This is a genomic window from Streptococcus sp. HMSC078H03 (assembly GCF_001808655.1).
Classification (GTDB): Bacteria; Bacillota; Bacilli; order Lactobacillales; family Streptococcaceae; genus Streptococcus; species Streptococcus salivarius_G.
In genome coordinates, this window is sequence record NZ_KV794119.1 from 12,257 (window position 1) to 38,971 (window position 26,715).

Below are 26,715 nucleotides of genomic sequence, written 5' to 3' on the forward strand. Positions count from 1 at the left end.
TTAGTGCTATCCTTTTCTACGACGATGTGCTCTTGAATGACCTTCTTTTTGGTCTGACTTTTTCGCGTACTCGCCATATGATCCGTAAGAACCATATGAACCATACTTATCAACTGTCATATCAACTTTATTAAGGACGACACCTAAGAACTGAGAACCACTTTGTTCCAATTGTTCGACCGCCTTAGTTACGAAACGACGTTTGATTTTTCCTGCTGCTGTAACCAAAAGACTAGCGTCAGCCTGATGGGCAATAATAACCGCATCAATGACCAAACCAATTGGTGGCGTATCAATGATGACATAATCATAACGACTACGAGCAACTTCCATCAAATGTCTAAAATTGTCATTTTGCAAAAGACTTGTTGGATTAGGTGGTACAGGACCAGATGCAATGACATCCAAACCAGAAATATCAGTTTGACAAATCGTTTCATTTAAATCAGCATTTCCAGAAAGGAAATTTGAAAGGCCTTTATAAGGCTCATTTGATTTAAATGTACCTGACAAAACAGAGTTACGAGTATCTGCATCAATGAGAAGTGTTCGGAGCCCGACACTAGCAAATGAAATCGCCAAGTTAACAGATGTCGTTGATTTTCCTTCACCAGCTTCAACAGAGCTAACCGCAATCACTTTCATCTGAGCACCAGAAAATTGAATATTTGTGCGAATGGCATTGTAATACTCTTCTGTTTGTTTGGCAAAGTTTTCTTTAGATTTTACTAACTTTAATAGAGGCATTTCTTCTCCTTAAATTTTATCTGTATCAGGGACAATTCCAAGAAGTGTCATTCCAAGGGCATCTTCCACATCTTCTGGACGGCGAATGCGATCATCTAGGATTTCACGTACCAATACACCAACCACTGCAAGGAATCCTCCAAGCACTGCTCCAAGAAGCACGTTACGTTTGATATTTGGTGAAGATGGTGACTCTGGCAATTTAGCTTCTTCAAGTGTTGTGACATCTTCAACTTTTGTCACGTTCTTGATTTTTTCTGAAGCAACTTCACGAACCTTATTGGCAAGTGTTTGCGCATCTTGACCAGTTTTAGCATTAACAGAAATTGAGATAAGACGAGTATCAGTAGGAATATTAACTGAAATCATTTTAGCAAGTTCACCTTCACTCATATTCAATTTTTCATCTTTGATAACTTCTGACAAGACATCGTTTGATGTAATAATTTCTTTGTAGTCTTTTGTCAAAAATGTACCGGCCTGCAAATCTTGAGCAGAAAGGTTTTTGCCATCGTTAGCTTGATTAACCACATAGATACGTGTAGACGACGTATATGTTGGTTGAATGAGGAAATAAGTTCCCAAGAAGGCAAAGACAGCGACATAGAAGGCTGTAAATAGAATAAATACCTTTTTAGTCCAAAGTTTGTGCAATAATGCAAGCACGTCGATTTCAACACGCTTCGTGTTTTCCTGAGTCATAGTTTCTCCTATATGTATTGATTTTCAAGTAGTGTTTGTGGATTTTCAATGAAAAGGTTACGAGCACGTCGCGTTCCGTAAGTCTTTTCGATAATAGCGTAAGCATCTTTCATAAATGGTGGTCTTGGACCAAGATTATGCATGTCACTAGCAACCATATGAACCAAATTTTTTTCCAAGAAATAACGAACACGTTTCTTTCTTACTTTATCTTTATCGCCAAAGAGCTTTGGTTTGAGGACATGTGAGCTATTGACTTGAGTATAGCAGCCCATATTGATGATTTCTCGAACACGGTCAGCATTTTCTTCGAGGGCATCGTAGCGCTCAATATGAGCAACAATTGGTGTTACCCCTGCTCGTAAAACATTACTAAGCCCACTATGAATTTCTTTCCAAGATGTGCGAGCACTAAACTCAATCAAAGCAAATTGAGTGTTGTGCATGCGTGGAATGAGATTCTTTTCAAGCTTCTCCACAATGTCTGAGGTGTAATAAAGTTCACCACCATAACAAATAGTTAAGTCTGGATAAAGTGCTTCTGCTTCTGCTTTTACCTTAGAAAAGTTGGCAAAAATTTTATCCTCTGGAGTCTCAAACATCCCCTTACGACGATGGGATGTTGAAACAATCGTACGCACTCCTTGCGCATAGCTTTCGCCAATGAGGTCAAGACTTTCTTCTAAAGTTTTAGGACCATCATCAACATCAAAAACAATATGTGAGTGAACGTCAATCACTTATTTTTCCTCCATCAAATTTTTGATAGCTTGAGAGGCGCTTTCCACACTAGAATCATCCAGTTTCATCATGTAGAGACTAGAATTTGGCATGGCATAAGAGGTCAATTGTCCGGTTGAACCTGTACCTGTTACTGCTTGAGAAGTCACCGTAAATTTAGAACCTGAATCAAGTTGTGTATTGGCCAAAGCATTAATGGTATCTAAAGACATATTCGTTTGAACAGAGTCTTGAAGATTGTTAACGATTGAAGTAAAGTTTGATACTGAATCTAGTGAAGCCAACTTGTTTACAATCGCAGAAATCACTTTCTCTTGGTTCTTACCACGGTCATTATCTCCTCCATCCAAACTATAACGCTCACGAACAAAGCCAAGGGCTTGTTCAGAATTCATTTGGATATCTCCAACTGGGAAATCAAACTTCCCATGAAGACTTGTGAAAGCTTGATCATTATGAACTGTCACACCACCAAGTTGGTCAATCAACTTAAGGAAAGATGTGAAGTTAATTCGTGCATAGTAATCAATCTTAATGCCATAAAGATTTTCCAGAGTTTTTTCAGATGTTTCAACGCCATAAATACCTGCGTGGGTTAATTTATCATACTGGTCTGCCCCACCATCAGGAATCTTAACGTACGCATCACGTGGAGTAGTCGTCAAGAGAATCTTATGTGTGTTCATGTTAACTGTCATAATGATATTGACATCTGAACGTGACACTGTTGAAATTGAACCGTAGGTATCAATACCACTAATATAAATATTGAAGACTTTTGAATCTACTTGTTTTGCAGAGTTGTTATTCTTCTTTTTAATTTTATAAGTATAGATTGTTTTTAGATTTGAAGCATAGTTACTATCGACAGACTCTAGTAGGCTAGCATAAGAGCCACTCAAGACCATAGCTTTAGATTTGCCAGACTTAAGATTGTCATATGCTTCTTGATATGAAGCAACATCATCAACTTTTACATCAACCTTTTTGTCTTTCTTTAGAGCAGACATCAAGGTGTCGATATTGTTCTTATCAACCTTAGTTGGTGCTTGTACGCTAGTAAGCTGACTCACATCTTTGATGTCACTATCCTTAGGAACCACTATGCTCATTTCTACTTCAGAAAATGCAGCCGTCTGATTCATACGGTTAGTGATATCAATCATTTGTTTAAAACCAAAAATACCAACCAGAGAAACTAGCGAGAAGATAACCAATACAACCGTTGTCACTAGTGGTGATTTCTTAGTCTTCTGAAGGAAGATGCTAATAGCAAGAACTACCAACAAACCAATGGTGATAATGATGTTCAAAAACCTAAATGATAGGAAATTATAATTGAACATTGTGAATAATAAGACCAATGCTAAAATAGCATACAGAATGGTCAACCCAACGTTGACCATCCCCCACGATCTATTACTCGTACGTTTTTGCTTACGATTCGTACGCGAACTCATATAAATTGCTCCTAAAAATTAAAATTAGACATTTCCCATTATCATTATAACATTACTATAACTTCATTTCAATTGTCATTCTTTTTAAAAAAGAAGAAACCGTTTTTCATTATGATATCAGGCATTTAATTTCTATCATTTTTCATAATATTGTAAACTATTTTTCACATTTTTAGTGGTTTAATATTAAATTGTCGGATATTTATCTATTTATTACAAGTCTTTTTCTTCCAAATATTTTTATTATTTTCTAGTAGTTTGAAAATTTTTAACCTATTGATTCTTCGAGTAGATAGTAGTTACAACACAAAAGGACGACCTAATGGCGTCCTTTTACAAATTAGTCTGCAATAAGTGTTTCAAGACCAACTTTCATCATGTCAGTGAAAGTGTTTTGACGTTCCTCAGCTGTAGTGTCTTCATCTGGATTGACCAAACTATCAGAAATAGTCATGATGGCAAGAGCATCTACTTGGTGTTGGGCTGCAAGGTAGTAAAGTGCTGCTGCTTCCATTTCAACAGCCTTCACTCCCCACTTACCAAGCTCAATGTTTTTTTCGAAATAATTTGAATAGAAAACATCAGATGACAAGACATTACCAACATGTGTTGTCATACCAAGGTCTTTGGCAATGTGGTAAGCCTTATCCAAGAGATCGAAACTTGCAATTTGTGGGAAATCGTATTGTGGCCAATCATTGCGGACAATGTTAGAGTTTGTCGCTGCGGCTTGTGCTAGAACTAACTCACGAACGTGAACATCCTCGTTCAATGAACCAGCAGTACCCACACGAATCAATTTTTTAACACCATAGTCAACGATAAGCTCACGCGCATAAATAGAGATCGATGGCATCCCCATTCCTGTTCCCATTACTGAGACACGTTCACCTTTGTATGTTCCTGTGTAACCAAACATGTTACGAACCTCATTGAAACATACAGCATCCTCTAGGAAATTCTCAGCAATGAATTTCGCACGCAATGGATCCCCTGGAAGAAGAATTTTATCAGCAATTTCTCCTTGCTTAGCAGCAATATGAATAGACATAGTTTATGATACAAAGAGCGACCAGAAAGCGACTGAAAATTAGGAATCTGACGAGAAATCCTGATTTCTCAGTCAGATTATCTATTTTCCGAGCTTTCCGCTCATGTTCAAATCAAGAACACACGCTCTACCTTTCTTAATTTTTATTTTTAAATATTTTCTACTATTATATAGTGGATAAATAACTACTTTAAAAGTGGATTAAGCTTGAGTCAATGAATCAAGAAAATCGTATAACTTTTTGTTCATTTCAGAATAATCGTTGGCACGCAATTGTTCAGGTGTTTGAACAAAAGGCAACTCTTTATTTTGCTTACGTAAATGCTCTTCACCGTCAGCAGCTATAAGTAAATCAATAGCTTCAAGATCAAACTCTAAGTGTGCCTGAAAGGCATAATGTTTAGGACTGAAGCGAACAATTTGGCGTGGACAACCTTGACTAGTAGCAAGAACAACTGCATTATCAGTCAATCCAGGCATATCACCATGCCAGTGACCAGTATTTAGGGTTTTGCCAAAACCTTTGACATGCTCATCCGCTAAACCTTCCTCAGTTAATGTTACAGGGAAAACACCAATCTCACGTTCTTGACTATGCTCGTACTTACCACCATAGGCAACAGATAAAAGTTGAGCACCTAGGCAAACCCCAACAATATAGATATCAGCAGCAATTGCTTTTTGCATAAATGCAATCTCAGCCTCTGGGTCATAATAAGGGAAGGCCTGACGATCCTCATCAGGTGACTGAGGGCCACCCATAACAATTAGAAAATCAATACCTTCAACGGTTTCAGGAAGAGGCTCTTCCTCATATACCTTGGTTGATGTGATATTATGCCCACGGTCTTGTGCCCATTTTAAATAGGCTCCTGGGACTTCAAACGTTTCGTGTAAGATAAAATGAATATTCATTGTTTTTTCTTCCATCTATTTTTTAATATCCTCGATAGTAGACTCGCTAAGATTAGTGGTACTGCTACCAGCCCTCCTTGACCAGTAAAACCTAGAACTAAGGCTATCCCAGTTAGAGGAGCATCTAAAGTTGTTCCTAAAAATACGGTTGCACCGAGTAACATTCCTAGAGTAGGATTGAGTGATAAGCCAAAAATCTCAAGACAGCTTGTCAATAGGAAACCCGATCCGGCACCTAAGGTAAAGGAAGGGGTTAGGGTTCCCCCATAAGAGCCCGCCCATAAAAGCAAACATACCACAAGTCCTTTGACGACAAGGATAAGAGGTAGGTATGCTGAACCCCCACCTGAAAATAACCATTGTGCTAGAACCTGACCATTTCCCATGATTAAAGGATAGAAAGCTGCAATCCCACCTAGTACTATATAAGATAGTGGCATGGTCCACAGAATGCGTTTATCAGTAATACGACTTTTGCTAGCCTTTTTGGCTAAGAAGCTAAACATCATCGCCAGCGGAGTTATCACTAATACAAGAACAATAACCTGAATCAGACTAGCAGGGTCTGAGCCAACTTTACCGACTTGATACATTGCCTCCTTACCGACGATTGGTCGAGAACAATAAGCTGACAAATAGGTTGTCACAAGAATGATAACAATATTTTTTGATTTCCAAGCAACCCCTAAGGTTTCCAGAACAAACAGTGTACTGGCAAAGGGGACTTGGTATACCGCAGCTAAGCCAGCACCTGCCCCGCAAGCAATTAACAATTGTCTATCAACAACATCCAAATGCAAGGCTTTGGATAGACTACCACCAAATAGAGCGCCTAATTCTCGAGGCGCTCCTTCTTTGCCAATTGAGGAACCAGCTCCAACGATTGCAACCTGCATCAAAGCATGTAGACTTTGGCCAAGAAAATTTGGACTCTTCTTACCAACGAGTTGCTTAGCCTTACTAATAGAAAGGAGGGACACTCGTCTCTGAAGGAAATACCAAAATAAACTAGCCAAAACACCTACTACAAGCAATACTGCAAATCGTCGAAAGGGACTTACAGAGTTAAACTGTGACAATAAATCCGATTTATCATTACCAAATACAAGAATCTGTATAAACTCCAAAAGGTAATGACAAAGAATGCCTACCAAACCTGAAGCAATACCGGTTCCAAAAACAGCTAAACTTAACCTAGTCGACTTGGGTAATGACGTTATAGGTTTTATTCCCCGAGCTATCATAATTTAGAGTTCAGCAAGAATCGCTTTTAGCAATCCTTTAAAGTCCCCTTTAACACGCTCTGTCACTTCCACCACTTCTTCGTGGTTCAATTCTTCTTGGAAACCAGCCGCAAAGTTGGTAATACATGAGATACCAAGAACTTTTAAGCCAGAGTGAGCTGCAACAATAACCTCAGGAACGGTTGACATCCCAACAGCATCTGCCCCAAGTGTCTTGTAAGCACGGATTTCAGCTGGAGTTTCATAAGTTGGACCAGTCACACCGATATAAACACCATCATCCAATTTGATACCAAGTTTATCAGCCATTTTATGAGCGGTTTCACGGTATTCAGGTGTGTAAGCTTTAGACATATCAGGGAAACGTGGACCAAAATCATCCAAGTTTTCACCAATCAATGGGTTTTGACCAGTCATGTTGATGTGGTCAGTGATGGCCATCAAAGTACCTGGACCAAAGCCGATTCCACCTGCTGCGTTGGTTACAACAACACCTTCACATCCAAGTGCTTTCATAACACGTACAGGGAAAGTAACGACTTCAAGCGGATTTCCTTCATAAAAATGGAAACGACCTTGAAGAGCCAAAACCTTACGTCCAGACAAAGTTCCGTAAACAAGTTTTCCAGCATGACCGACAACCGTTGATTGTCCCCAGTTTGGAATATCCGCATAGTCAATGACAACTGCGTCTTCAACTTCTTCAGCCAACTCACCAAGTCCAGAACCCAAGATTAAACCGAACTCAGGATTTTCAATTCCTTTGCTTTCCAAAAATGCTTGAGTGACTCTAATTTTTTCAAGTAGCGACATGTTATTTCTCCCTTAATTTTATTTCATTCTTAAAAAGTGACCAATTTTTGAAAAAGTTCTTGCATTTCGAATGGTTATATCAGGATAAAAAGGCGTTTTCAATAACTTCTTATGATAAGCGGTTTGACTATAAGTTGATTTATCAAATTTTACCCAGTAGACCCCAAGCTGACCAAAATGAAGTATTTCATCTTTCAACTCTAAAGAGTTAATAATCTTCTTCATTTCGTTCTTATCAAGTCTTTCAGTGAATAAGAGGACGTCTTTTCTATAGAAATCATCTTCCCACCACTCAGGTAAAGATTCCACTTCACATTGGTAATCTTCCAGAGTAAAAAGAGAAAACACCTTAATAAATGGATAAGCCTTATTTAGAAATTCCTCTAAAACTAAGAGGAGTTCCTCTTTCATCAAGGTAGAATCAAAGAAAAGATTTCCACTATTTATATAGGAAGAAACATGTGACATACCGAGTTCTTCTAATTCACGACAAAATTCCTCCATGACTACCTTGTGACGACCACCAACGTTTATCCCACGAACCAAAAATGCATAGCGCTTCATTTTAGATAAGTTTATCCAAGAAGCTTTCACCAATCATGGCTTTATCTACACCAAAGTTTTCAGCGACAGTTGCTGAGATGTCAGAGAAATGACCTACTGGAATAAGTCCATTTCCTTTGAATGATGGGCTATAAGCCAAGAAAGGAATATACTCACGAGTATGGTCTGTACCTGCATAAGTTGGATCATTTCCGTGGTCTGCAGTAATCATCAAGAGATCATCTTCACGCATAGCAGCAATGATTTCAGGCAAACGTTGGTCAAATTCGTGCAAGCAATCACGGTATCCATGTGGATCACGACGGTGTCCATAAAGGGCATCGAAGTCTACCAAGTTTGTGAATGAGAAACCATGTTTGAAGTCTTCAGAAGTCATAGCTTTAATCAAATTATCAATACCATGGCTATTTGATTTGTTGTGTCCCATATCGTGGTTGATACCAGCTCCATTGAAAATATCATTGATTTTACCAACGGCATAAGTATCGATACCAGCTTCATTCAATTTATCCAAAACAGTTGGTGCAAATGGTGAGACAGCCAAATCACGACGGTTAGATGTACGAGTGAAGTTTCCAGGTTCACCAACGTAAGGACGAGCAATGATACGCCCTAGAAGAGCTGGACGCTCAAGAGTAATTGAACGCGCATATTCACAAATACGATACAATTCATCCAAAGGAATAACGTCTTCGTGTGCAGCAATTTGAAGAACTGGGTCAGCTGAAGTGTAAATAATCAATTCACCAGTTTCCATTTGACGAGGTCCAAAGTCTTCAATAACAGCCGTACCTGAGTATGGTTTATTAGCTTCACGAATGACTTTACGGCCTGAGAATTCTTCAATTTTAGTGAGAATTTCTTCTGGGAATCCGTTCCAGAAAGTATCAAAAGGTTCAGTAATATTGAGACCCATGATCTCCCAGTGACCAGTCATCGTATCTTTACCAAGAGACACTTCCTGCAATTTTGTTGCATAACCAGTTGGGTTGCTTTCTGCTGGTACTGTTTTCAAAGGTGTTTCACGAGGAATATTTCCTAGACCAAGCTTAGCCATATTTGGCACATTCAATCCTACTGATTTAGAGATATGACCAAGGGTATCTGAAGCACCATCTGGCACACCTGCATTGACAAAGTCATTGGCATCTGGAGCAGCACCAATTCCTACTGAATCAAGAACGACTAAATGCATTCGGTTAAATTTGGACATAATAACACCACAAAGAGCTAAAATCTTTTCGAAATTACCTCTTGCCTTTCTATATTATTTAATAGTTTGATAAAAATTAATTAGTTTTCCTTATTAAAGGTGAGGGAATAAAAATCGGACTAGGCCTTAACTTCAACGACCTTAACACCGTCTTTTCCTGCAACGATGACTTTGTTAACCATTCCATTGAACAATCCATGATCAACAACCCCTGTCATAGCTTTTAGTTCTTCACCAAGAGCTACTGGATTTTCAATCTTACCTAAATCAAGATCGATGATATAGTTCTTCATATCTGTAACAAAGCGGTCACCTTGTTCCGTAAGTCGGAATGATGGCTTATAACCCTTAGACTCAAAGACACGATACAGACGGTCAGCACCATATTGAACCACTTCAACTGGTAGTTTGAAAGCACCTAATTGATCAACCATTTTAGACTCATCAACCACCCAGATATATTCTTTTGTAGGTGTAGCGACAATTTTTTCCATCAAAAGGGCGCCACCGCCACCTTTAATCCCGTTGAGTTGAGGGTCTACTTCGTCGGCTCCATCAACAGTAACATCAATACTGTCAATGTCATCCACTGCCTTCAAAGGAATGCCTAAGCCTTCAGCTTGTTTAGTGGTTTGACTTGATGTCGTTACACCAACAACACTAAGACCTTCTTCCTTAATACGACGGCCAATTTCCTCTACGAAGAAGTAAGCTGTTGACCCTGTACCGAGTCCAACAACCATTCCATCTTCAACGTATTTGGCAGCGGTTACACCAGCAATTTTCTTAAGTTCTTCCATGCTCGTCTCCTTGCATCTTTCTATAATAGTCGTTCAAAACAATTATAACATGTTTCACCAGTAAATAGAAATGATACGAAGGAGTAAAACCTAGCAAAAATAAAAACTAGATTCTAAATAGAATCTAGTTTTGATGGGGAACTAATTTAATAGCACCACTTAATCTTCTTTACGACGTTTGAAGAATCCTACAAAGGCTGCAAAAATCATTGAAAGAAGTCCAATAAATCCAGCATTGCTAGTGTGCTCACCAGTTTGTGGCAACTCAGCTTGAGGCACTACAGGAACTTCAGTATCTGGAGTTGGTGTAGTTGGCGGTGTCACTGGAGTTGGAGGAGTAACAGGTGTTGGTGGTGTTGGTGGAGTCGGTGGTGTTGGTGGTACCACGTGAGACTCTCTCTCAACGACATAGTTCTTGTGCCATACAACACTTGGTTTTTCAGGAGTTTTAGGTTCTACTGGTTTAGCAGGAACTTCAACTACTTTTGGTGTTGGTGGCGTTGGTGCCGTTGGACCTGTTGGTGGTGTTGGTTCTTGTGGTTTACCAGGTACTTCAACTACCTCTGGAGTTGGTGGCGTTGGTGCCACTGGCTCTTTTGGTGGTGTTGGTGGTGTTGGTTCTTGTGGATTGATACCAACTGTTTTAATAACTGGTTTAACCGGTGCTGTTGGTGGTGTTGGTGCCTTAGGTTCTTCAGGTTTTTCACCTGGATTCTTAGGCAAACCAAGATTAGAGTTGATTGCGAACCAATATACTGTTGGTGCACCATCAGCATTTGCACCTTCAGCAGTAAATACCAAGTGACCATTAGTCATCTTGATACCTGCACCTCCATAGTAGAGGTAAGGTGAATCAGCGTTATCCCAACCTGTCAATTCTGATGTTGTCTCACCATTAAAGACTGCACCATGGTCAATGTATTGGTTATCATTGACTGATGTTACTTCTTTAGTGGCAGCATCATAAGTAACTGATGATTTTGGAATAGCGATAAATTGGTTATCACCAATATTTACATATTCTTGGTGGCGTGTTGATTGGTATTTTTTCTTAGGTGTGAATGTAATCAAACCAGTTTCAGCAGAAACGCTGTATGAACCAATAACATCATCTTTATCACCAAACGTATAATCTTGGTTACCAAGAGCGTGTCCATTACCGCTACCTGAAGCATTAAGAGTTGTTACATCAGTTGGAATTTCACGTGAGACAACCCATTCTGAACCATTCCAGTCAGTGATAGGAACCACTACCTTAAGTGGGTTCTCATCTGAAATGTTAACTGTAGCTCCACCAAAATCTGCATAACCAGATTTTGTAACAACTTCACCGTTTTGGATTGCCAAAGTAGAACCATCTGCGTAAGGATTGTAAGTACCGCGAACAGTATTACCATTAACGTCTTTCGCTTCTACTGTAAGTGGACGTGGGCGCTCAGATGTTTCAACATATGCTGCACCGTTCCAGTGGTTAAGTGAGTTAAGTGCTACGATAGCTTTACGCTCACTAAGGTTGAACATTTTACCATCTTTATCGTAAAACTCAACATCTACAGCTACTTTAACCGGTTTATCTTGATCAGTTGACGCTCCAACTGTCATAGTTACTGTTGGATCCTTACTGATTTTCGCGATACCTTTTCCGTCGTTTGATGGAAGGCTAACGATTTCGTAACGGTATACAACACGTTTGATTGCTGATGCTTCATTTTCAACAAGCATGCTTGATTGGTTCAAGCCATCATAAGTAACAACAAATTTGTCACCTTCTTTAACTTGAATCCACTCATCTTCAGTGTTTGTCCAAGGACTATTTGAAACAATGTCAGATGCTTGTAACTTGTTAGAGTCATATTGGAAAACATTACTTGTGTTAAGACGCTCTTGTGCTTCTTTTGTCAAGTAGTTGCTTACACCTTCAACTTTGTGTGTCGCATCGTTTTCACGTTGGAAAGTCAATTCTTGAACAACTTCAGCATCTTTAAGGTTACGATATACAGGATCATTCATGTATTTATCGTAAGCTGTTTTAGCATCTTGGTATTGTTTAAGTGCTGTTTGGTAGACAGCTAATTTGTTTTGATACTCAAGGTACTCTTGGTCATATTTAGCTTTTTGCTCATTGTAGACAACCAAGGCAGCTTCGTATTTAGCTTTAGCATCTGCATTGTATTTTTCAATAGCTTGTTTTGTTTCAAGATCTGCTTCATAAGCTGTTTTCTTAGCGTTATAAAGTTCAAGATTCTTGTCATATGCTGCTTTTTCTACATCATATTTAGCTTTTGCTTCATTGTATGCTGCCAGCTCAGTTTGATATTTAGCTTCAGCTTCAGCGTTACGTTTTTCAGTAACAACTTTTTCAGCTACTTTATTATCATAGTTAGCTTTTTCAGCGTTGTATTTGGCTTTATCGCTATTGTACTGAGCAAGGGCTGCTTCATAATCAGCTTTTGCTTGGTTATATGTTGCTAATTCTGCTTGGTATTTAGCTGCAGAAAGCGCATTTTCTTTATCAGCGGCTTCTTTTTCTGCTACCTTAGCATCATAAGTAACTTTCTTAGTTTTGTACTCTGAAAGAGCTGAGTCATAAGCTTGCTTAGCAATTTGGTATTGCTCTGAAGCTTTATCATAAGCTGTTTTTTCAGTATCATATTTAGCCTGAGCTTCAGCATTTGTTTTATCAGAAAGTGCTTTCTCAGCTAATTTGGCATCATAGTTTGCTTTTGCTTTATCATAGTCAGCTTTATCTGACTTGTATTGTTCTTTAGCCGCTTTATAATCAGAAACGACTGTATTGATTTTCTCTGCTTGTGCTTTATTATCTGCAGCAGCTGCTTCAACAGTTTCTTTGGTTTGAGCAGGTTCTTCCTTAACCTCAACCCCTTCGTTAGTTGCAGCTGTTTTTGCAGCTTCTAAGCTTGTATTTGTTACTTCACTCGTTGTAACAGTTTTGTTGCCTTCTTCAGTAACGTTAACAACTTTCTTTTCAGTTGAATCTGCTACGGCAGAAGTGTTTTCTTCAACAGCATCTGTTGCTTCAACTGCTGGTGTTGCTGAATCTGTAGTTGTTGCTACTTCATCAGCGCTTGCATTTGAAGCGCCTACTGCAAGAACTGCAGTCCCCAAAAGAACAGAAGCCGCACCAAGGCTAGACTTTCTGAGTGAATAACGTTGTAATTCCTTTTTCCCCATTTAAATTACGTCCTTCTATATTTAGTTATGTTCATATTCTAACAAAAGAAAGAACCATGTCAATTTGAGATATCTCATAAAAACAACCATTCCTTTAAATTCGATTAGATTCTTAAATTCAAATACTTTTTAATATCAAAATATTTGATAGACAAAACCCTATTATTAATAGTGTTTACGATACAAATAGGTGGTTTAATTTTATAATATCTAGTCCAATTCGCTTTAATGTTTTTTTATTGAAAAGATTATGAAAAACAATCAACTATAAGCTTTCATTTTACTTTTCATTGCGATATTTAGCTTTAGGATAGCTATTTCACCTAAATCATGTCCTCTCCTTTCCCCTATTAGTTTTAACATTCAAACTTATTTATACCGATAATATGCAAAGAATAGGTAACAAAAAAAGACTAGATTGTCTTGCATGGCAAAACAACCTAATCTTTCATTTTATCTTATTAATGTTTACGTTTGCGAGCTGACCATAGACCTGAAAGGGCCATTGAAAGCAAACCTAGACCTGTTACAGATGCTAATTTTTGGTTAGAGTCACCTGTTTCTGGCAATATGGCGCTATTAGTTCTTTCTGTTTCTTGCTTAACAACTACAGAAGAAGTTGGTGTAACACTTGGTCCTGTAGGTGTTCCAGGAGTTTTCGGTTTTTGAGGAGTTGGTGGCGTCGTTGGTACTGGACGTGTTACGCGCTCAACAAGATAATTTTTATGCCATTTGACCTTAGGAGCTACAAGTTCTTTAGGTGAAACAGGTTTATTAGGAACATTAACTGTGACCATAGTTGGTGGTGTTGGAGCTGTTGGCTCTGTTGGTGGCGTTGGTTTTGTTGGCTCACCAGGTACCTCTACAACTACTGGTGTAGGTGGAGTCGGAGCCTTAGGTTCTACTGGAGCCGTAATCTTACGTGGCTCTACTGGCACTTCAACTAAAGCTGGAGTTGGTGGCGTTGGAGCTTTTGGTTCTGTTGGAGCCTTAGGTTCCTCTGCATCAACTGTAACCACAGTGTAGTTAGGTTCTGTCGGTGGTGTTGGCGCTTTAGGTTCTTCTGGTTTGCTTGGCTCCGCTGGAACTTCAACAACTGTCGGAGTTGGTGGCGTTGGAGCCTTAGGCTCTGTTGGAGCTTTTGGCTCCTCAGCATCAACTGTAACAACTGTATAGTTAGGTTCTGTTGGTGCCGTAGGGGCTGTTGGCGGAGTTGGTTCTGTTGGTACTGCTGGAAGAACTTCCAGTGTAATCGTTGGTGGTGTTGGAGCCTTTGGTTCTTCAGGAGCTGTTGGCTCTTTTGGTGCCTCACCTGGATTTTTTGGAATACCAACATTTGAGTTAATCGCAAACCAATATACTGTTGGTTGACCAGATGCATTAGCTCCATTGGCCGTAAATACCAAGTGACCATCAGCCATCTTCAAGCCTGCTCCACCATAATAGAGGTATGGAGAAGATGGATTGTCCCAACCTTCAAGAGTCGTTGAAGATTCACCATTAAAGATAGATCCATGTTCAATGTATTGGTTATCTTTAAATGATGTCACCTCTTTTGTAGCAGAATCATAAGAAACACTTGAATTTGGAATTGGAATGTATTTATTGTTTCCAACATTTACAGATTCTTGGTGTTCTACATTTTCAAATTTCTTCTTAGGAGTAAAGATGATACGTCCTGAAGTTGGATCAATAGTGTAAGAACCAATCACATCATCTTTACCGTCTAATGTGAACTCAGCTGTTCCAATAGAGTGACCATTCCCAGCACCTGAAACATTGACTGAAGTTGCGTCAATAACAGTTTCTTCACTAACTGTAAATTCACTACCATTCCACGTTGCTTTTTGTGCCACAATCTTGATTGGGTTTTCAGCAGAGATAGTGACGTCAGCAGTACCAAAGTCAGCTGTTCCATTTTTAACAACAACTGCATTGTTTTCAATGCTCATTGATGAACCATCTGCATATGGATTCCAAGTTCCTCGAACAGTGTTACCATTTTTATCCTTGGCTTCTACTGTAAGGGCACGAGGTTTATCCCCACTATCTACATAAGAAGCACCTGTCCAGTGGTTAAGAGAGTTCAACGCTACAATCGCATTGTGCTGTGTCAAATCAAACTTATTGCCATTACCATCATAGAATTCAACATCTACAGCCACCTTAACTGGTTTATTTTGGTCTGTTGAAGCACCGACTGTTAGTGTTACAGTTGGGTCTGAGCTAACGGCTGCAATTCCTTTACCGTCATTTGATGGAAGACTCAAAATTTCATAGCGATAAATCACGCGCTTGATCGGATGCATATCCGTATTTTCACGCATGCTTGACTGATTCAAGTTATCATAAGTAACAACAAATTTATCGCCTTCCTTAACTTGAATATACTCAGTTTCATTATTGGCCCAAGGACTAGTTGCTACAATATCTGAAGCTTCCAATTTATTGGAATCATACTGATGTACATTGCTTGTATTCAAACGAGCTTGAGCATCACGAGTGAGATAAGCACTGATGCCATCGATGGTATGAATGGCTCCACCTTCACGTTGGAAGGTCAAATCTTGAACAGTTTCTACATCTTTTAGATCTTGGAAACCATTATCATTCATGTACTTATCATAGGCTGCTTTAGCATCTTTGTACTGTGTCAAAGCTGTTTGATATTCAGCAAGTTTTGTTTGGTAGGTAGCAAAATCTTTGCCGTATTGCTCTAAATCTACATTGTATTTTGCAAGCTCAACCTCATACTTAGCTTTTGCAGCATCTTCTTCTGCTTTAATAGCAACAAGTTGATCATAGGCTGCTTTATCTTTATCGTATTGCGCTTTCTTAGCTTGATATTCTTGTAAATCTTTATCGTATTGCGCTTTAGCTGTATTGTAAACAGCCATTTCTGCGTCATACTTGGCTTTAGCTTCCGCATTTGCCTTATCAGCAGTTGCTTTTTCGGCTACTTTGGCATCGTAGGCTGCTTTAGCAGTCTTGTAGGCAGATAAATCAGTTTGATATTTTTCGTAAGCCGTATTGTAAGCAGCAAGATCTTTCTCATATTGCTCTTGAGCTGCCTTATCAGTAATTTCTGCTTGTGTTTTCTCAGCTACTTTAGCATCATAAGCTGCTTTTTTCGTATTGTATTCAGCTAGAGCGGCATCATACAAAGCTTTATTTGTCTTATATTCAGACAAGGCTGCTTCGTAAGTGACCATTTCCGCATCATACTTAGCTTTAGCTTCTGCATTAGCTGCATCAGCTGCTGCTTTTTCGGCTACTTTAGCATCGTAGGCTACTTTGGCAGTCTTGTAGGCAGCTAAATCGGTTTGATATTTTTCATAAGCGGCATTATACGTAGCTAAATCTTTCTCATACTGCTCTTGAGCAGCCTTGTTTTCGATTTCTGTACGAACTTTTTCAGCTACTTTAGCATCATAAGCTTCCTTCTCAGCATCATATTTTGCCTTGTCTTTGCTATACTGAGCCATAGCAGCTTCATAGTTCTTCTTAGCAGTTTCATAAACAGCCAACTGTACCTTATAATCAGCTTCTGACTTAGCATTAGCTGCATCGGCAGCTGCTTTTTCTGCTACTTTAGAATCATAAGTTAATTTTTGAGCATTATACTCTTTCAATGCTACATCATAGGCTTTATTATCAGCTTGGTATTTAGCTAACCCTTTTTCATAAGCAGCTTGATCAGTATCATACTGTGCTTTAGAAGCAGCGTTTGCTTTATCAGCTGCTGCTTTTTCGGCCACTTTAGCATCGTACTCAGCCTTAGCTTTATCATACTCAGCTACATCTTTTTTGTGGTTTTCTTTTGCTTTCTGATAATCCGAAACAACCGTGTTAATCTCTTTTGATTGAACTTGATTGTCAGCAATAGCACCCTCTAGGGATGTATGTGTTTGAGGTGCAGTTTCTTCGACTTCTACCCCTTCTTTTACCGCAGAAGTTTTAGCATCCTCAAGACTATCAGTTGTAACAACACTTGTTGTTACAGTGGTATTTCCTTCTTCTTTGACAGAAACAACTTGCTTCTCTGAATGATCAACAGTCGTTGCCGGATCAGCAGCAGTGTCTGTTAGTACAGAAGCACTAAGTGGTGTATCAGTAGCAGCTGAAGTTGAAACCTCATCTGCATGTACACCAGTTGCCCCCATCGCAAGAATGGTTGTACCCAAAAGAACAGAAGCAGCCCCAAAGCTATACTTCCTGATTGAAAAACGTTGTGAATCTTTTCTTCCCATATCACAAATTTCCTTCTAAATTTTCTTAACACCTAAAGTCTATCACTTTTAAACTTTCTGTCAATGGAATTGTCTTAATATTTTTAAAAATTTACACTCATTTTCAATTTATAAGTATTATTTAATTGATTCTTTAGTTTAAAAGGATAGCTACCTTAATTTTATATGTTACTTCTTCTGAAAATTAGAATTAAATTGCACTGTATAAGCTAAGTATTAAAATTTTGTTAATTATTTTTGCAACTATTTTTGTTATAGCATCAAAAAAAGCCCCAAGGGGCTCAAATTTTTATACCATTTGGACATGTTCTGAATGTTGCTTCATTAATTTGATAACAATACCTAATGACAATCCAAGTTTATATATCAGAAATCATTGACTTAAGATTTTTTTGACCAAGGCCTTCAAATCTGGAACTACTTCTTCCATAAACCATGGATTTTTGGCTTGCCAAATATTATTTCGTGGAGAGGGATGAACGAGAGGGAAAAACTCAGGAAGGTAATCTTTGTAATGCTTAACTGTATCCGTTAATTTTGCCGACGATTTTTGATGTAAATAGTAACGCTGTGCATAGTTACCTACTAAAATCGTCAATTGAATATCAGGAGCTAAAGCAAGAACTTTCTCATGCCACTTATCTGCAAATCCTTTGCGAGGAGGTAAATCACCTGATTTCCCATGACCTGGGAAATAAAAATCCATTGGCACAATAGCAAACATGCCAGATTCATAAAATTCTTCGCGTGAAACACCCATCCAATCCCTGAGATTATCACCGCTAGGATCATTCCAGTAAAGGCCGGACTCTTGGGCACGAATACCAGGAGCTTGTCCTACGATATTAATTCGTGCCGTTTTTGGAATGGTAAACAAGGGTTTTATACCTTTTTCCGTAAAAGCTTTATTTTGTTCATCGGACATGATTGCTTGTGTTAATTCTTCAAGTGTTTCCATATTTTCCTCCTCAAAAAAGAGACAAAACTGTCTCTCTTTTTTATTTGATTAACTCATAGATAGCTTCTGCATAAATGGCAGCAGCACGGTACAAGTCTTCAACCTCAGTAAACTCATTTGCTTGGTGCATCGTGTTGACATAACCAGGGAACATAGCTCCATAGGCAACACCACGTTTGAGGAGACGTCCAAATGTTCCGCCACCAATAATTTGTTCATGACCTTTAAGACCTGTTTGTTTCTCATAGACTGAAAGAAGAGTCTCTACCATAGGATCATCAACTGGTACATAGTGTGGCACATGACCGTGTTCTGAGAGACTAACCGCCTTAGGACCTTCGAGTTTTTCAAGATCAGCCTTAATAGAGTCCGTATCAACCCCTTGAGGATAGCGGAAATTCAGAGCAATCGTATTTTCTTCTGATTCCTTAGAGAAGTTAAATACACCTGCATTCATGGTCAATTCACCCATCTTAGGATCTGTATAAGCAAGACCTGTCTTTTCAGCGAAGAAATCCTTATGAAGTGTTTCAGCAATTATATCCAAATACGTTTTAGCATTGCCTTGGAAATCAAATTGACTAAGGAAGAGTGCCAAGTAGGTTGCTCCATTAATACCATTTTGAGGCATCATACCATGAGCTGATTTCCCATGAATAGTCACATGGAAAACACCTGCTTCTTCGGTCACTTGACCAGTTACTTCTTGTTCCGAAACAAAGTCGGCTAATTTGGCTTCAAGTTCTTTCAAAGTGATAGGTCCAGTAAAATCTGCACTTGCTGATTCAGGAACCATATTTTCACGCAAACCACCATTAAAGGACACAAGACTAAAGTCCCCATCATTTTGACCTTCAAAATGGAGATAAGCTGTAATATTTCCCTTTTCACCATTGATGATTGGAAATTCTGCATCAGGTGAAAAACCAAAATCAGGATCTTTCAATCCATTATGAGCGAAGTAATATTCCATATCGCCCCAACCAGATTCTTCATCAGTACCAACAATGAAGCGCACACGCTTAGATACTGGAAGCTCGAGTTCTTTAATAATTTTCAAGGCATAGTAACAAGCCATTGTTGGGCCTTTATCATCTGATGACCCACGGGCATAAAGTTTACCGTCTTTGATTACAGGTTCATAAGGAGCTGTATCCCAACCACTACCAGCTGGAACCACATCCAAGTGGGCAAAGATACCCAAAACTTCATCACCTTGACCAAATTCAAAGTCACCAGCATAATTATCGATATTACGAGTTTTATAGCCGTCACGTTCTGCTAAAGCAAGAAAATGTTCCAAAGCTTTTACTGGTCCAGGACCAAATGGGTGCTTATCATCAACCTTACTATCATCACGTTCTGAGTTAATACGCAAAAGACCAAAAAGGTCCTCCATCAAAGCATCTTTGCGCTTATCAACTTCGGCACGAAAATCAATTGTCATAATTTACTCCTTACTGTCTCTAGTTAGCATTATTTTACCATTTTTAGTAAGAGTTTTCATCCTTTATAAATAAAGCCAATAAAAAATGCTATCTCTTACCTATCATCACAAGACGCCTTACTATTTCGAATAGCATGTGAAACATTTCTTAAATCAGTAATGATCGAATCAAAAGTAATACTATTGCTTTCAACTAGGAACACTTTCTCTTAGCTACCGGCCTCTTTTTACTTTAGGCTTTACTATTGAAATCATTCGCATTTTAGCATTACGATAATATCATTACAAGAATTTCCAAAAACTTTAGAATATTCTCTTAATTAATGCTATAATAGGACTATCAAAACTAAGGAGATGTATTATGCCATTTGTAAAAATTGATCTCTTTGAAGGTCGTACTGAAGAACAAAAAATCGAACTTGCTCGTGAAGTTACTGAGGTTGTATCACGTGTTGCAAAAGCCCCTAAAGAAGCTATTCATGTTTTCATTAACGATATGCCAGAGGGAACTTACTACCCACATGGTGAAATGAAAAAGAAAAACTAATCATCATTAAGCAGTCACATCCGTGGCTGCTTTTAATATAAAAAAACTGGAGTTTCTCTCCAGTTCTATACTTAAATTATAGTTGGTAATTCGTCATCGTCTTCAAAATTCTCTACAACTTCTTCACCAGGCAATGGTTTTTGCAGTTTTCCCAAGATAAAGCGTGAGATGGGACCAACTACTAGAAAATTAAGTGGTAAGGCCATGATAACATTTGTCAACCAAGCACGACCATAGGATGAAAATGTCACCGACTGACCGTTGTACACTAATCCATAGAGCGACATAAAGGTTACCATGAATAGCGCCATGGTTCCAGAAATCACTAAAATCTTCGCCCATCGTTTATCATGGGCTTTTACTTTATGTAAAATTGCAAATGCAATTGTCTTGGCTAGTGGTCCTACCAAAAGCATATCCAGTAAGAAAGCAACTACAAATCCAGGAAGATAACCTTGGAAAAAGTGACCCCAAGCAAAGGGAACAACTCCAGTCCAATCAAGGATAAGAAGATTCCAGAGACTCATCCCACAGACCATCATTCCACACATTAAAATCGTAAAAAGCAAAGCTTCTTTAAAATTACGAGGCATTAAAATTCTCCATTTCTAAAACCTCTCTCTCAGCATATCAAAAATTTTTATTCCTCGTAAGTTAAATTTCTCTCATGAAAACGTATTATTTTAGGATAGTTTCCATTTCAGTATATCTCGGTTTCATACCTAAACGTTCGTAAAAACGTACAGCTCCCTCATTATCATTCCATACGTGAAGTGTCAGATTATAACAACCTAGCTCCTTAGCATAGTCCAAGGCAAATTGATAAAGCTTCTCTCCTAATTTTTGACCTCGAGCCTCCTTATCAACGCATAAATCATCAACAAAAAGAGTCTTAACAGCCTTTAGTGGACCATTATTATCAGATACTTCTTTAATCATTAAGAATAGATGACCTAAGATACGGCCTTCTTCATCCTCATATACAAAAATGGGTTTAGTCGGATCATTAATCACTGCTTCTAACTCTCCATCTGTATATTTACTGCCCTCTGACTTAAATACATCAGGACGTGCATAATGATGCACTAGAAGAATCTGCCCCAATAACTCCTGTAATCTTGGAATATCTTCTGCTCTTGCTAAACGAATCATAGATACCTCCATAAAAAAAGATGGGTAAAACCCATCTTAATTCTTATTTACCAAGTTTTGCTTTAGCTGCATCTGCAAGAGCTGTGAAAGCTGCTGCATCGTTAACTGCCAAATCAGCAAGCATTTTACGGTTAACTTCGATTTCAGCCAATTTCAAACCGTGCATCAATTGTGAGTATGACAAACCGTTCAAACGAGCTGCCGCATTGATACGTGTGATCCAAAGTTTACGGAAATCACGTTTCTTTTGACGACGGTCACGGTATGCATAGTAGTAAGAGTTCATTACTTGTTCTTTTGCAGTACGGAACAAGATGTGTTTTGCACCATAGTAACCTTTAGCAAGTTTCAATACACGTTTACGACGTTTGCGTGATACAACGCCACCTTTAACACGAGCCATTTATATATTCCTCCGAATTAATTCTAGTTTAGTTAATTTGTAATGCTTGTAGCGGATTAACGCATTTGTGAAAGCATTGATTTGATACGTTTAAAGTCACCTGAATGTACCATTGACGCTTTACGAAGGTGACGACGTTGTTTTTTAGTTTTACCGTGGAAACGGTGAGATGTGAAGGCACGGAAGCGTTTCAATCCACCTGAACCTGTACGTTTGAAACGTTTAGCTGATGCGCGGTGTGTTTTTTGTTTTGGCATTTTAAAATTCTCCTCTTAAAATAGTGTTAGTTTGACAATTATTTTTTGTCAGGAATTGGTGCAAGTTGCATGAACATTTGACGTCCATCCATCTTCGCTCTTTGCTCAATAATCGCAATATCTTGCGTTTTTTCAGCAAATTCCGCCAAGACCTTAGCTCCGATTTCTTTGTGAGTAATCATACGACCTTTGAATCGGATAGAAACTTTAACCTTGTTTCCTTTTTCAAGAAACTTACGGCCGTTACGAAGTTTAGTTTCAAAGTCACCTTTATCAATAACTGGACTCAAACGAACTTCCTTAACGGTAACAACGCTTTGTTTCTTACGTTGTTCTTTTTGTTTCTTTTGATACTCAAATTTGAACTTACCATAGTCCATAATCTTCGCAACAGGTGGCGTAGCTTGTGGTTGGATGAGAACCAAGTCAACATTTGCATCATCTGCAATAGCTTGCGCTTCTGACAATGGTTTAATTCCCAATTGTTCACCATCAAGACCAACAAGACGAACTTCGCGAACGCGAATTTCATCGTTAATGAATAGATCTTTCTTAGCTATGATCTTCACCTCTTTATTTTTTTAGAGAAAAACAAAGCGGACTTGATATACAAGCCCGCACACATAATATCCCCATAGGGATTTGACATGTTGGGCCAGACAACCTAAGTCGCAAGGCGAGAAGTTCTCACTTCTGCTTTTCTCATTGTTAATAGTATAACAAGTGAGTCATCCTTTGTCAATAATTTTTTTTGCTTTTTCTTGAATAAATTCCACAACACCATCAATAGATACACCTGTAGTGTCAAAAGTGATGGCATCTTCCGCTGGTTTAAGAGGTGAAACCTTACGATGACTATCTTTATAGTCACGTTCAGCAATTTCTTTCTTCAAAGTCTCAAGGTCAGCGGGAATACCTTTTTCGATATTTTCCTTATAACGACGTTCCGCACGTTCATCAACTGAAGCAATCAAGAAAATTTTGAGTTCTGCATCAGGCAAAACCACGGTCCCAATATCACGACCATCCATGATAATAGCACCATCTTGAGCAATACGTTGTTGTTGGGCAACGAGTTCTTGACGCACTTCAGGAATAGCTGCTACCCAAGAAACATTATTTGTGACTTGGTTATCACGAATGGGGTGTGTAATATCAACATCACCAACATAAACTTGCTGACTACCATCTGCTGCTTTTCCGAATGAAATCGGATGTTGAGATAGTTGCTCCAAAATTTCTGGTACATTTTCCTCAGTCAAACCATTCTGCAAGGCCAAATAAGTTGCAGATCGGTACATAGCACCTGTGTCAAGATAAGTATAGCCAAGATTTTTTGCAATAATCTTGGCTACTGTACTTTTTCCACTTGACGCAGGACCATCAATAGCAATTCTAATATCTTTCATGATGTTCCTTTGCTTTTAAAATTATTGAACGTTAACCACATCACCTGGGTTAGCATACCAGTAACCACTTGTCATGTGATCAGGGTTAAGACGTTCCAATTCATCTACAGAGATACCTGCACGTGCAGCGATAGAACCAGCACCTTCACCAGATTGAACAACAATTGATGAACCATCTGCTGCTGCCGTAGCACTTGATGGTGCTGTCTCAGCTGACTCAGTTGCATCTTCTTTTTCTACATGTTTAGAAGAGCTTGATGCTTTAGTTGAAGATGATTTCTCTTTTGAAGATTTTTCTGCAGTAGATTTCTCACTTTCCTCATCTTTGTTTGAGTCTTTCTTGCTAGATGAAGATTTAACAACTTTGCTAGTTGAAGATGAGTAGAATCCAGATGATTCCTTAGATTCCGCAGTTTTGTTTCCACCAACATTTGAAGTATAGAAAACAAAGAACAAAATACATACAACAATAACAAAGAATAATCCAAGCAAGACTGTCAAGAATGATGAATTAATGAAGCCGCCACCTTTTTCGCGTTTTTCATCTGAAGGAGTGACATCCTCTTCTTCAAGATCTTCATAATCCTCAAACTCATCTTCATCATCTAGAAAATCAGCGTCAACTACTTCTTCCAACTCTTCATCAGAAACCTTATCTTCCCATGGTTTTTTACTCATGATATTCTCCTTGTAAAAACAATAAATCTATTTTAAAATAATACTATGAAAGTATCATTAATTCCAGAAAAATGTATCGCTTGTGGTTTGTGCCAAACCTACTCTCCCGTCTTTGATTATGATGACGAAGGTATTGTTAGGTTCAGAGACAGCGACCAACTCAATCAAATTATTGAAAATAGCCCTGAGACTTTGACTGCCGTCAAGTCTTGTCCCACTAAAGCCCTTATTTGCGAAGTTTAAGCTTCAGGGCTTTTTTTGATTCCTCATAAAAGGCAAAGTAATCAAAGTTAGTCATATGATCCAATAGCTCTACCTCACCTTTGAAATCAGGGTGAAGGGCTAATGCATCTAAGAAATATTTCTTAGGCCACTTTCTCATATAAAACCGACGTTTTTTACCATTTTTAAAAATAAGGCACAAGCCAGTTTTAATCACTTCGACTTTTTCAATATCACTAATTTTCACTTTGCGTGGTTTAAAAATGTTAAAAGAAACAATACGCAGAATCCCATGATCTTCAATAATAAAGTATCGATGGAAACCTAAACCAAACAAGGCAACGAAAATAGTGAAGAGCATCAAAATATGTGAGGGCACCGAGTACAACTCGAATAGAAGGGCCGCCGCAATAAAGATTGGCGTGATGGCTAAAGACCAGTAGATAATCAGCCAAGATAATTCGGGTTGCCAATGGTAACGATACTTGCCGAAAATTTTTATCATCTCAGCACCTCCATTACTTCTAATTTTACCATAAAATCAGTATTTAGCAAGCTCAATTAAGGTTTACTGACAATTCCAAGAATAACATCTACGGCTTTTTCCATTGTCTGCAAGGAAACAAACTCATAACGACCATGCATATTTTCGCCACCAGCAAAAAGGTTTGGAGTTGGAATACCCATAAATGAGATCTTCGAGCCATCTGTTCCACCACGAATAGGTTCAATAACTGGCGTAATTTCCAATTCCTCCATAACGCCCTTAGCCAACTCAACAGGCGTCATATCTTTTTCAATAACCTGACGCATATTATAGTATTGATCTTTAAGTACCAAATCAACTCGTGTCTGACCATGAGCTTTATTCATTTCGTCAGCAATTTTTTGGAAGACTGCTTTACGATTTTCAAAAGACTCTGTTTCAAAATCACGGATGATATAAGAAAGATTTGCTTCCTCAACAGTACCTGTCATGGTTTGAAGATGGTTGAAACCTTGATAGCCATCTGTCAACTCAGGGCGTTCTTCTGCTGGCAACTGATTATGAAAATCAATTGCCAACTGCAAGGCATTAACCATTTGGTCTTTTGCTGTTCCAGGGTGGACATTGCGTCCGTGGAAGGTAAGTTCTGCTCCTGCTGCAGAGAAAGTTTCATACTGTAATTCACCCAAAGGTCCACCGTCAACTGTGTAGGCAAAATCGACATCAAAATCTTCGACATCAAATTTATCTGCACCGATTCCAATTTCTTCATCAGGACCAAAGCCTACACGAATCTCACAATGTTTGATTTCAGGATGAGCCTTCAAATAAGCCAAGGCTGTCATAATCTCAGCAATACCTGACTTATCATCAGCCCCAAGAAGAGTGGTACCATCTGTCGTAATAAGTTTCTGACCGACATAATTCTTGAGATTTGGAAAATCAGCTGGGTCTAGGTTATAACCTGAATTTCCAAGAGGAATGATACCTCCATCATAAGAGTCAATGACTTGCGGTGACACTCCCTCTGCATTAAAATCAGCGGTATCCATATGAGAGATAAAACCAATCTTACGTGTTAACTGGTCATCGTTAGCCGGAAGGGTTGCCACTAGGTATCCATTACTTTCCAAATAATGGATATTACTTAAACCTAGTTCTTCTAATTCTGGTTTTAAAACCTTCAAGGCAAAATCCACCTGACTTTGTGTTGTTGGCGTTCTTGTTGCATTTTCATCACTACGTGTATTGATTTTTACGTAACGTAAAAAACGCTCTAAGAGTAAATCGTAGGCCATAAGCACTCCTTTTGTTGTATTTAGTATTTACCTCAATTATAGCATAAAAACCCATCATAATGATGGGTTAACGTATAACTTAAACTTTAGATTCTTTTTCGTAGTAAGACTTAATACCTGCCACGATTGCGTTAGCTAAAGTCTCCTGATAAGCAGAGGTATTCA

At 38.6% G+C, this 26,715-nt stretch carries 26 protein-coding genes and 1 other annotated feature; of the genes, 2 read left to right on the forward strand and 24 right to left on the reverse strand.

All coding sequences use genetic code 11. The annotated features are described in order from the left end of the window. Positions 1–6: 6 nt before the first annotated feature. From HMPREF2607_RS09390 to pepV, 15 genes are all read right to left on the reverse strand, one after another. Positions 7–747 carry a tyrosine-protein kinase gene (locus tag HMPREF2607_RS09390; protein ID WP_070476830.1) on the reverse strand — a complete coding sequence of 247 codons (741 nt, stop codon included), beginning with the start codon at positions 745–747 and terminating at the stop codon, positions 7–9. Between the two features lie 9 nt (positions 748–756). Beyond that, positions 757–1,449, reverse strand: coding sequence for a capsular polysaccharide biosynthesis protein (locus HMPREF2607_RS09395; RefSeq protein ID WP_021144222.1), 693 nt, complete (start codon positions 1,447–1,449; stop codon positions 757–759). Between the two features lie 8 nt (positions 1,450–1,457). Beyond that, positions 1,458–2,189, reverse strand: a complete 732-nt coding sequence (gene cps4B / locus HMPREF2607_RS09400; protein WP_070476831.1) for a capsular polysaccharide biosynthesis protein Cps4B — start codon at positions 2,187–2,189, stop codon at positions 1,458–1,460. Next, on the reverse strand, positions 2,190–3,650 hold the full coding sequence (locus HMPREF2607_RS09405) for an LCP family glycopolymer transferase CpsA (protein ID WP_070476833.1): 1,461 nt from the start codon (positions 3,648–3,650) through the stop codon (positions 2,190–2,192). It lies immediately after the preceding gene. A 340-nt stretch (positions 3,651–3,990) separates the two neighbouring features. Beyond that, positions 3,991–4,701, reverse strand: coding sequence for a purine-nucleoside phosphorylase (gene deoD / locus HMPREF2607_RS09410; protein ID WP_070476834.1), 711 nt, complete (start codon positions 4,699–4,701; stop codon positions 3,991–3,993). Positions 4,702–4,902: 201 nt separating this feature from the next. Further along, positions 4,903–5,616, reverse strand: a complete 714-nt coding sequence (locus HMPREF2607_RS09415; protein WP_070476836.1) for a type 1 glutamine amidotransferase — start codon at positions 5,614–5,616, stop codon at positions 4,903–4,905. Continuing rightward, the gene (locus HMPREF2607_RS09420; RefSeq protein WP_070476837.1) at positions 5,613–6,860 is read right to left on the reverse strand and encodes a chloride channel protein; all 1,248 of its coding nucleotides are present in this window, start codon (positions 6,858–6,860) and stop codon (positions 5,613–5,615) included. The genes HMPREF2607_RS09415 and HMPREF2607_RS09420 overlap by 4 nt, the downstream gene beginning before the upstream one ends. 3 nt (positions 6,861–6,863) lie before the next feature. Beyond that, positions 6,864–7,673 (reverse strand): purine-nucleoside phosphorylase, encoded by an 810-nt coding sequence (locus HMPREF2607_RS09425; RefSeq protein ID WP_070476838.1) that lies wholly within the window; start codon positions 7,671–7,673, stop codon positions 6,864–6,866. Between the two features lie 18 nt (positions 7,674–7,691). Beyond that, a complete protein-coding gene (locus HMPREF2607_RS09430) occupies positions 7,692–8,237 on the reverse strand; it encodes a DUF1697 domain-containing protein (protein WP_070476839.1) in 546 nt (181 codons plus the stop codon). A 1-nt stretch (position 8,238) separates the two neighbouring features. After that, positions 8,239–9,450: a phosphopentomutase gene (locus HMPREF2607_RS09435; protein ID WP_070476840.1), complete on the reverse strand. Its 1,212-nt coding sequence runs from the start codon at positions 9,448–9,450 to the stop codon at positions 8,239–8,241. A gap of 119 nt (positions 9,451–9,569) precedes the next feature. Next, positions 9,570–10,250, reverse strand: coding sequence for a ribose-5-phosphate isomerase RpiA (rpiA, locus tag HMPREF2607_RS09440; RefSeq protein ID WP_002884973.1), 681 nt, complete (start codon positions 10,248–10,250; stop codon positions 9,570–9,572). Positions 10,251–10,409: 159 nt separating this feature from the next. Further along, positions 10,410–13,442, reverse strand: coding sequence for an LPXTG cell wall anchor domain-containing protein (locus tag HMPREF2607_RS09445; RefSeq protein WP_070476842.1), 3,033 nt, complete (start codon positions 13,440–13,442; stop codon positions 10,410–10,412). Between the two features lie 461 nt (positions 13,443–13,903). Continuing rightward, entirely contained in the window at positions 13,904–17,692 is a 3,789-nt protein-coding gene (locus HMPREF2607_RS09450) for a GbpC/Spa domain-containing protein (RefSeq protein ID WP_070476844.1), read from the reverse strand. A 373-nt stretch (positions 17,693–18,065) separates the two neighbouring features. Then, positions 18,066–18,650, reverse strand: a complete 585-nt coding sequence (locus HMPREF2607_RS09455; protein ID WP_021144234.1) for a uracil-DNA glycosylase family protein — start codon at positions 18,648–18,650, stop codon at positions 18,066–18,068. Positions 18,651–18,690: 40 nt separating this feature from the next. Continuing rightward, positions 18,691–20,097, reverse strand: a complete 1,407-nt coding sequence (gene pepV / locus HMPREF2607_RS09460) for a dipeptidase PepV (protein ID WP_021144235.1) — start codon at positions 20,095–20,097, stop codon at positions 18,691–18,693. A 361-nt stretch (positions 20,098–20,458) separates the two neighbouring features. Here pepV and HMPREF2607_RS09465 point away from each other — a divergent pair, with 361 nt between their 5' ends. Then, positions 20,459–20,644 carry a 4-oxalocrotonate tautomerase gene (locus HMPREF2607_RS09465; protein ID WP_002885057.1) on the forward strand — a complete coding sequence of 62 codons (186 nt, stop codon included), beginning with the start codon at positions 20,459–20,461 and terminating at the stop codon, positions 20,642–20,644. Positions 20,645–20,715: 71 nt separating this feature from the next. Here HMPREF2607_RS09465 and HMPREF2607_RS10685 read toward each other — a convergent pair whose 3' ends face one another. From HMPREF2607_RS10685 to HMPREF2607_RS09500, 7 genes are all read right to left on the reverse strand, one after another. Next, entirely contained in the window at positions 20,716–21,237 is a 522-nt protein-coding gene (locus tag HMPREF2607_RS10685) for a DUF2798 domain-containing protein (RefSeq protein ID WP_070476846.1), read from the reverse strand. A gap of 85 nt (positions 21,238–21,322) precedes the next feature. Then, positions 21,323–21,796 carry a GNAT family N-acetyltransferase gene (locus HMPREF2607_RS09475; protein ID WP_048790953.1) on the reverse strand — a complete coding sequence of 158 codons (474 nt, stop codon included), beginning with the start codon at positions 21,794–21,796 and terminating at the stop codon, positions 21,323–21,325. A 43-nt stretch (positions 21,797–21,839) separates the two neighbouring features. Beyond that, the gene (rplT, locus tag HMPREF2607_RS09480; RefSeq protein WP_002885090.1) at positions 21,840–22,199 is read right to left on the reverse strand and encodes a 50S ribosomal protein L20; all 360 of its coding nucleotides are present in this window, start codon (positions 22,197–22,199) and stop codon (positions 21,840–21,842) included. Between the two features lie 56 nt (positions 22,200–22,255). Next, a complete protein-coding gene (gene rpmI / locus HMPREF2607_RS09485; RefSeq protein WP_002885093.1) occupies positions 22,256–22,456 on the reverse strand; it encodes a 50S ribosomal protein L35 in 201 nt (66 codons plus the stop codon). Between the two features lie 38 nt (positions 22,457–22,494). After that, on the reverse strand, positions 22,495–23,025 hold the full coding sequence (infC, locus tag HMPREF2607_RS09490; protein WP_002885108.1) for a translation initiation factor IF-3: 531 nt from the start codon (positions 23,023–23,025) through the stop codon (positions 22,495–22,497). A gap of 13 nt (positions 23,026–23,038) precedes the next feature. Further along, positions 23,039–23,161, reverse strand: a sequence feature (ribosomal protein L20 leader region). Positions 23,162–23,184: 23 nt separating this feature from the next. Continuing rightward, positions 23,185–23,865, reverse strand: coding sequence for a (d)CMP kinase (cmk, locus tag HMPREF2607_RS09495; RefSeq protein ID WP_002885119.1), 681 nt, complete (start codon positions 23,863–23,865; stop codon positions 23,185–23,187). Between the two features lie 21 nt (positions 23,866–23,886). Continuing rightward, a complete protein-coding gene (locus HMPREF2607_RS09500) occupies positions 23,887–24,543 on the reverse strand; it encodes an SAG1386/EF1546 family surface-associated protein (RefSeq protein WP_021144241.1) in 657 nt (218 codons plus the stop codon). Between the two features lie 45 nt (positions 24,544–24,588). Between HMPREF2607_RS09500 and HMPREF2607_RS10280 the strand changes: the two genes are divergently transcribed. Further along, complete coding sequence (locus HMPREF2607_RS10280; protein WP_002884882.1) at positions 24,589–24,786, forward strand: ferredoxin; 198 nt, start codon at positions 24,589–24,591, stop codon at positions 24,784–24,786. Here the strand turns inward: HMPREF2607_RS10280 and HMPREF2607_RS09505 are convergent. Together HMPREF2607_RS09505 and pepT are read right to left on the reverse strand one after the other, a co-directional pair. Then, positions 24,770–25,270, reverse strand: coding sequence for an EbsA family protein (locus HMPREF2607_RS09505; RefSeq protein ID WP_037620316.1), 501 nt, complete (start codon positions 25,268–25,270; stop codon positions 24,770–24,772). The genes HMPREF2607_RS10280 and HMPREF2607_RS09505 overlap by 17 nt on opposite strands. Positions 25,271–25,326: 56 nt before the next feature. Further along, positions 25,327–26,550 carry a peptidase T gene (gene pepT / locus HMPREF2607_RS09510; protein WP_021144243.1) on the reverse strand — a complete coding sequence of 408 codons (1,224 nt, stop codon included), beginning with the start codon at positions 26,548–26,550 and terminating at the stop codon, positions 25,327–25,329. Positions 26,551–26,715 lie beyond the last annotated feature (165 nt).

Bases quoted from the DNA above. Each gene is read 5' to 3' on its own strand.
- HMPREF2607_RS09450 (WP_070476844.1), bottom strand. From the start codon at position 17,692: ATGGGAAGAAAAGATTCACAACGTTTTTCAATCAGGAAGTATAGCTTT.
- rplT (WP_002885090.1), bottom strand. From the start codon at position 22,199: ATGGCTCGTGTTAAAGGTGGCGTTGTATCACGCAAACGTCGTAAACGT.
- rpmI (WP_002885093.1), bottom strand. From the start codon at position 22,456: ATGCCAAAACAAAAAACACACCGCGCATCAGCTAAACGTTTCAAACGT.
- cmk (WP_002885119.1), bottom strand. From the start codon at position 23,865: ATGAAAGATATTAGAATTGCTATTGATGGTCCTGCGTCAAGTGGAAAA.
- HMPREF2607_RS09475 (WP_048790953.1), bottom strand. From the start codon at position 21,796: ATGATTCGTTTAGCAAGAGCAGAAGATATTCCAAGATTACAGGAGTTA.
- pepV (WP_021144235.1), bottom strand. From the start codon at position 20,097: ATGACAATTGATTTTCGTGCCGAAGTTGATAAGCGCAAAGATGCTTTG.
- HMPREF2607_RS09415 (WP_070476836.1), bottom strand. From the start codon at position 5,616: ATGAATATTCATTTTATCTTACACGAAACGTTTGAAGTCCCAGGAGCC.
- HMPREF2607_RS09500 (WP_021144241.1), bottom strand. From the start codon at position 24,543: ATGAGTAAAAAACCATGGGAAGATAAGGTTTCTGATGAAGAGTTGGAA.
- HMPREF2607_RS09425 (WP_070476838.1), bottom strand. From the start codon at position 7,673: ATGTCGCTACTTGAAAAAATTAGAGTCACTCAAGCATTTTTGGAAAGC.
- HMPREF2607_RS09455 (WP_021144234.1), bottom strand. From the start codon at position 18,650: ATGGAAACACTTGAAGAATTAACACAAGCAATCATGTCCGATGAACAA.
- HMPREF2607_RS09405 (WP_070476833.1), bottom strand. From the start codon at position 3,650: ATGAGTTCGCGTACGAATCGTAAGCAAAAACGTACGAGTAATAGATCG.
- HMPREF2607_RS09505 (WP_037620316.1), bottom strand. From the start codon at position 25,270: ATGATAAAAATTTTCGGCAAGTATCGTTACCATTGGCAACCCGAATTA.
- HMPREF2607_RS09430 (WP_070476839.1), bottom strand. From the start codon at position 8,237: ATGAAGCGCTATGCATTTTTGGTTCGTGGGATAAACGTTGGTGGTCGT.
- HMPREF2607_RS09435 (WP_070476840.1), bottom strand. From the start codon at position 9,450: ATGTCCAAATTTAACCGAATGCATTTAGTCGTTCTTGATTCAGTAGGA.
- HMPREF2607_RS09390 (WP_070476830.1), bottom strand. From the start codon at position 747: ATGCCTCTATTAAAGTTAGTAAAATCTAAAGAAAACTTTGCCAAACAA.
- deoD (WP_070476834.1), bottom strand. From the start codon at position 4,701: ATGTCTATTCATATTGCTGCTAAGCAAGGAGAAATTGCTGATAAAATT.
- HMPREF2607_RS09395 (WP_021144222.1), bottom strand. From the start codon at position 1,449: ATGACTCAGGAAAACACGAAGCGTGTTGAAATCGACGTGCTTGCATTA.
- HMPREF2607_RS10280 (WP_002884882.1), top strand. From the start codon at position 24,589: ATGAAAGTATCATTAATTCCAGAAAAATGTATCGCTTGTGGTTTGTGC.
- HMPREF2607_RS10685 (WP_070476846.1), bottom strand. From the start codon at position 21,237: ATGCCTCGTAATTTTAAAGAAGCTTTGCTTTTTACGATTTTAATGTGT.
- HMPREF2607_RS09465 (WP_002885057.1), top strand. From the start codon at position 20,459: ATGCCATTTGTAAAAATTGATCTCTTTGAAGGTCGTACTGAAGAACAA.
- pepT (WP_021144243.1), bottom strand. From the start codon at position 26,550: ATGGCCTACGATTTACTCTTAGAGCGTTTTTTACGTTACGTAAAAATC.
- HMPREF2607_RS09420 (WP_070476837.1), bottom strand. From the start codon at position 6,860: ATGATAGCTCGGGGAATAAAACCTATAACGTCATTACCCAAGTCGACT.
- rpiA (WP_002884973.1), bottom strand. From the start codon at position 10,250: ATGGAAGAACTTAAGAAAATTGCTGGTGTAACCGCTGCCAAATACGTT.
- HMPREF2607_RS09445 (WP_070476842.1), bottom strand. From the start codon at position 13,442: ATGGGGAAAAAGGAATTACAACGTTATTCACTCAGAAAGTCTAGCCTT.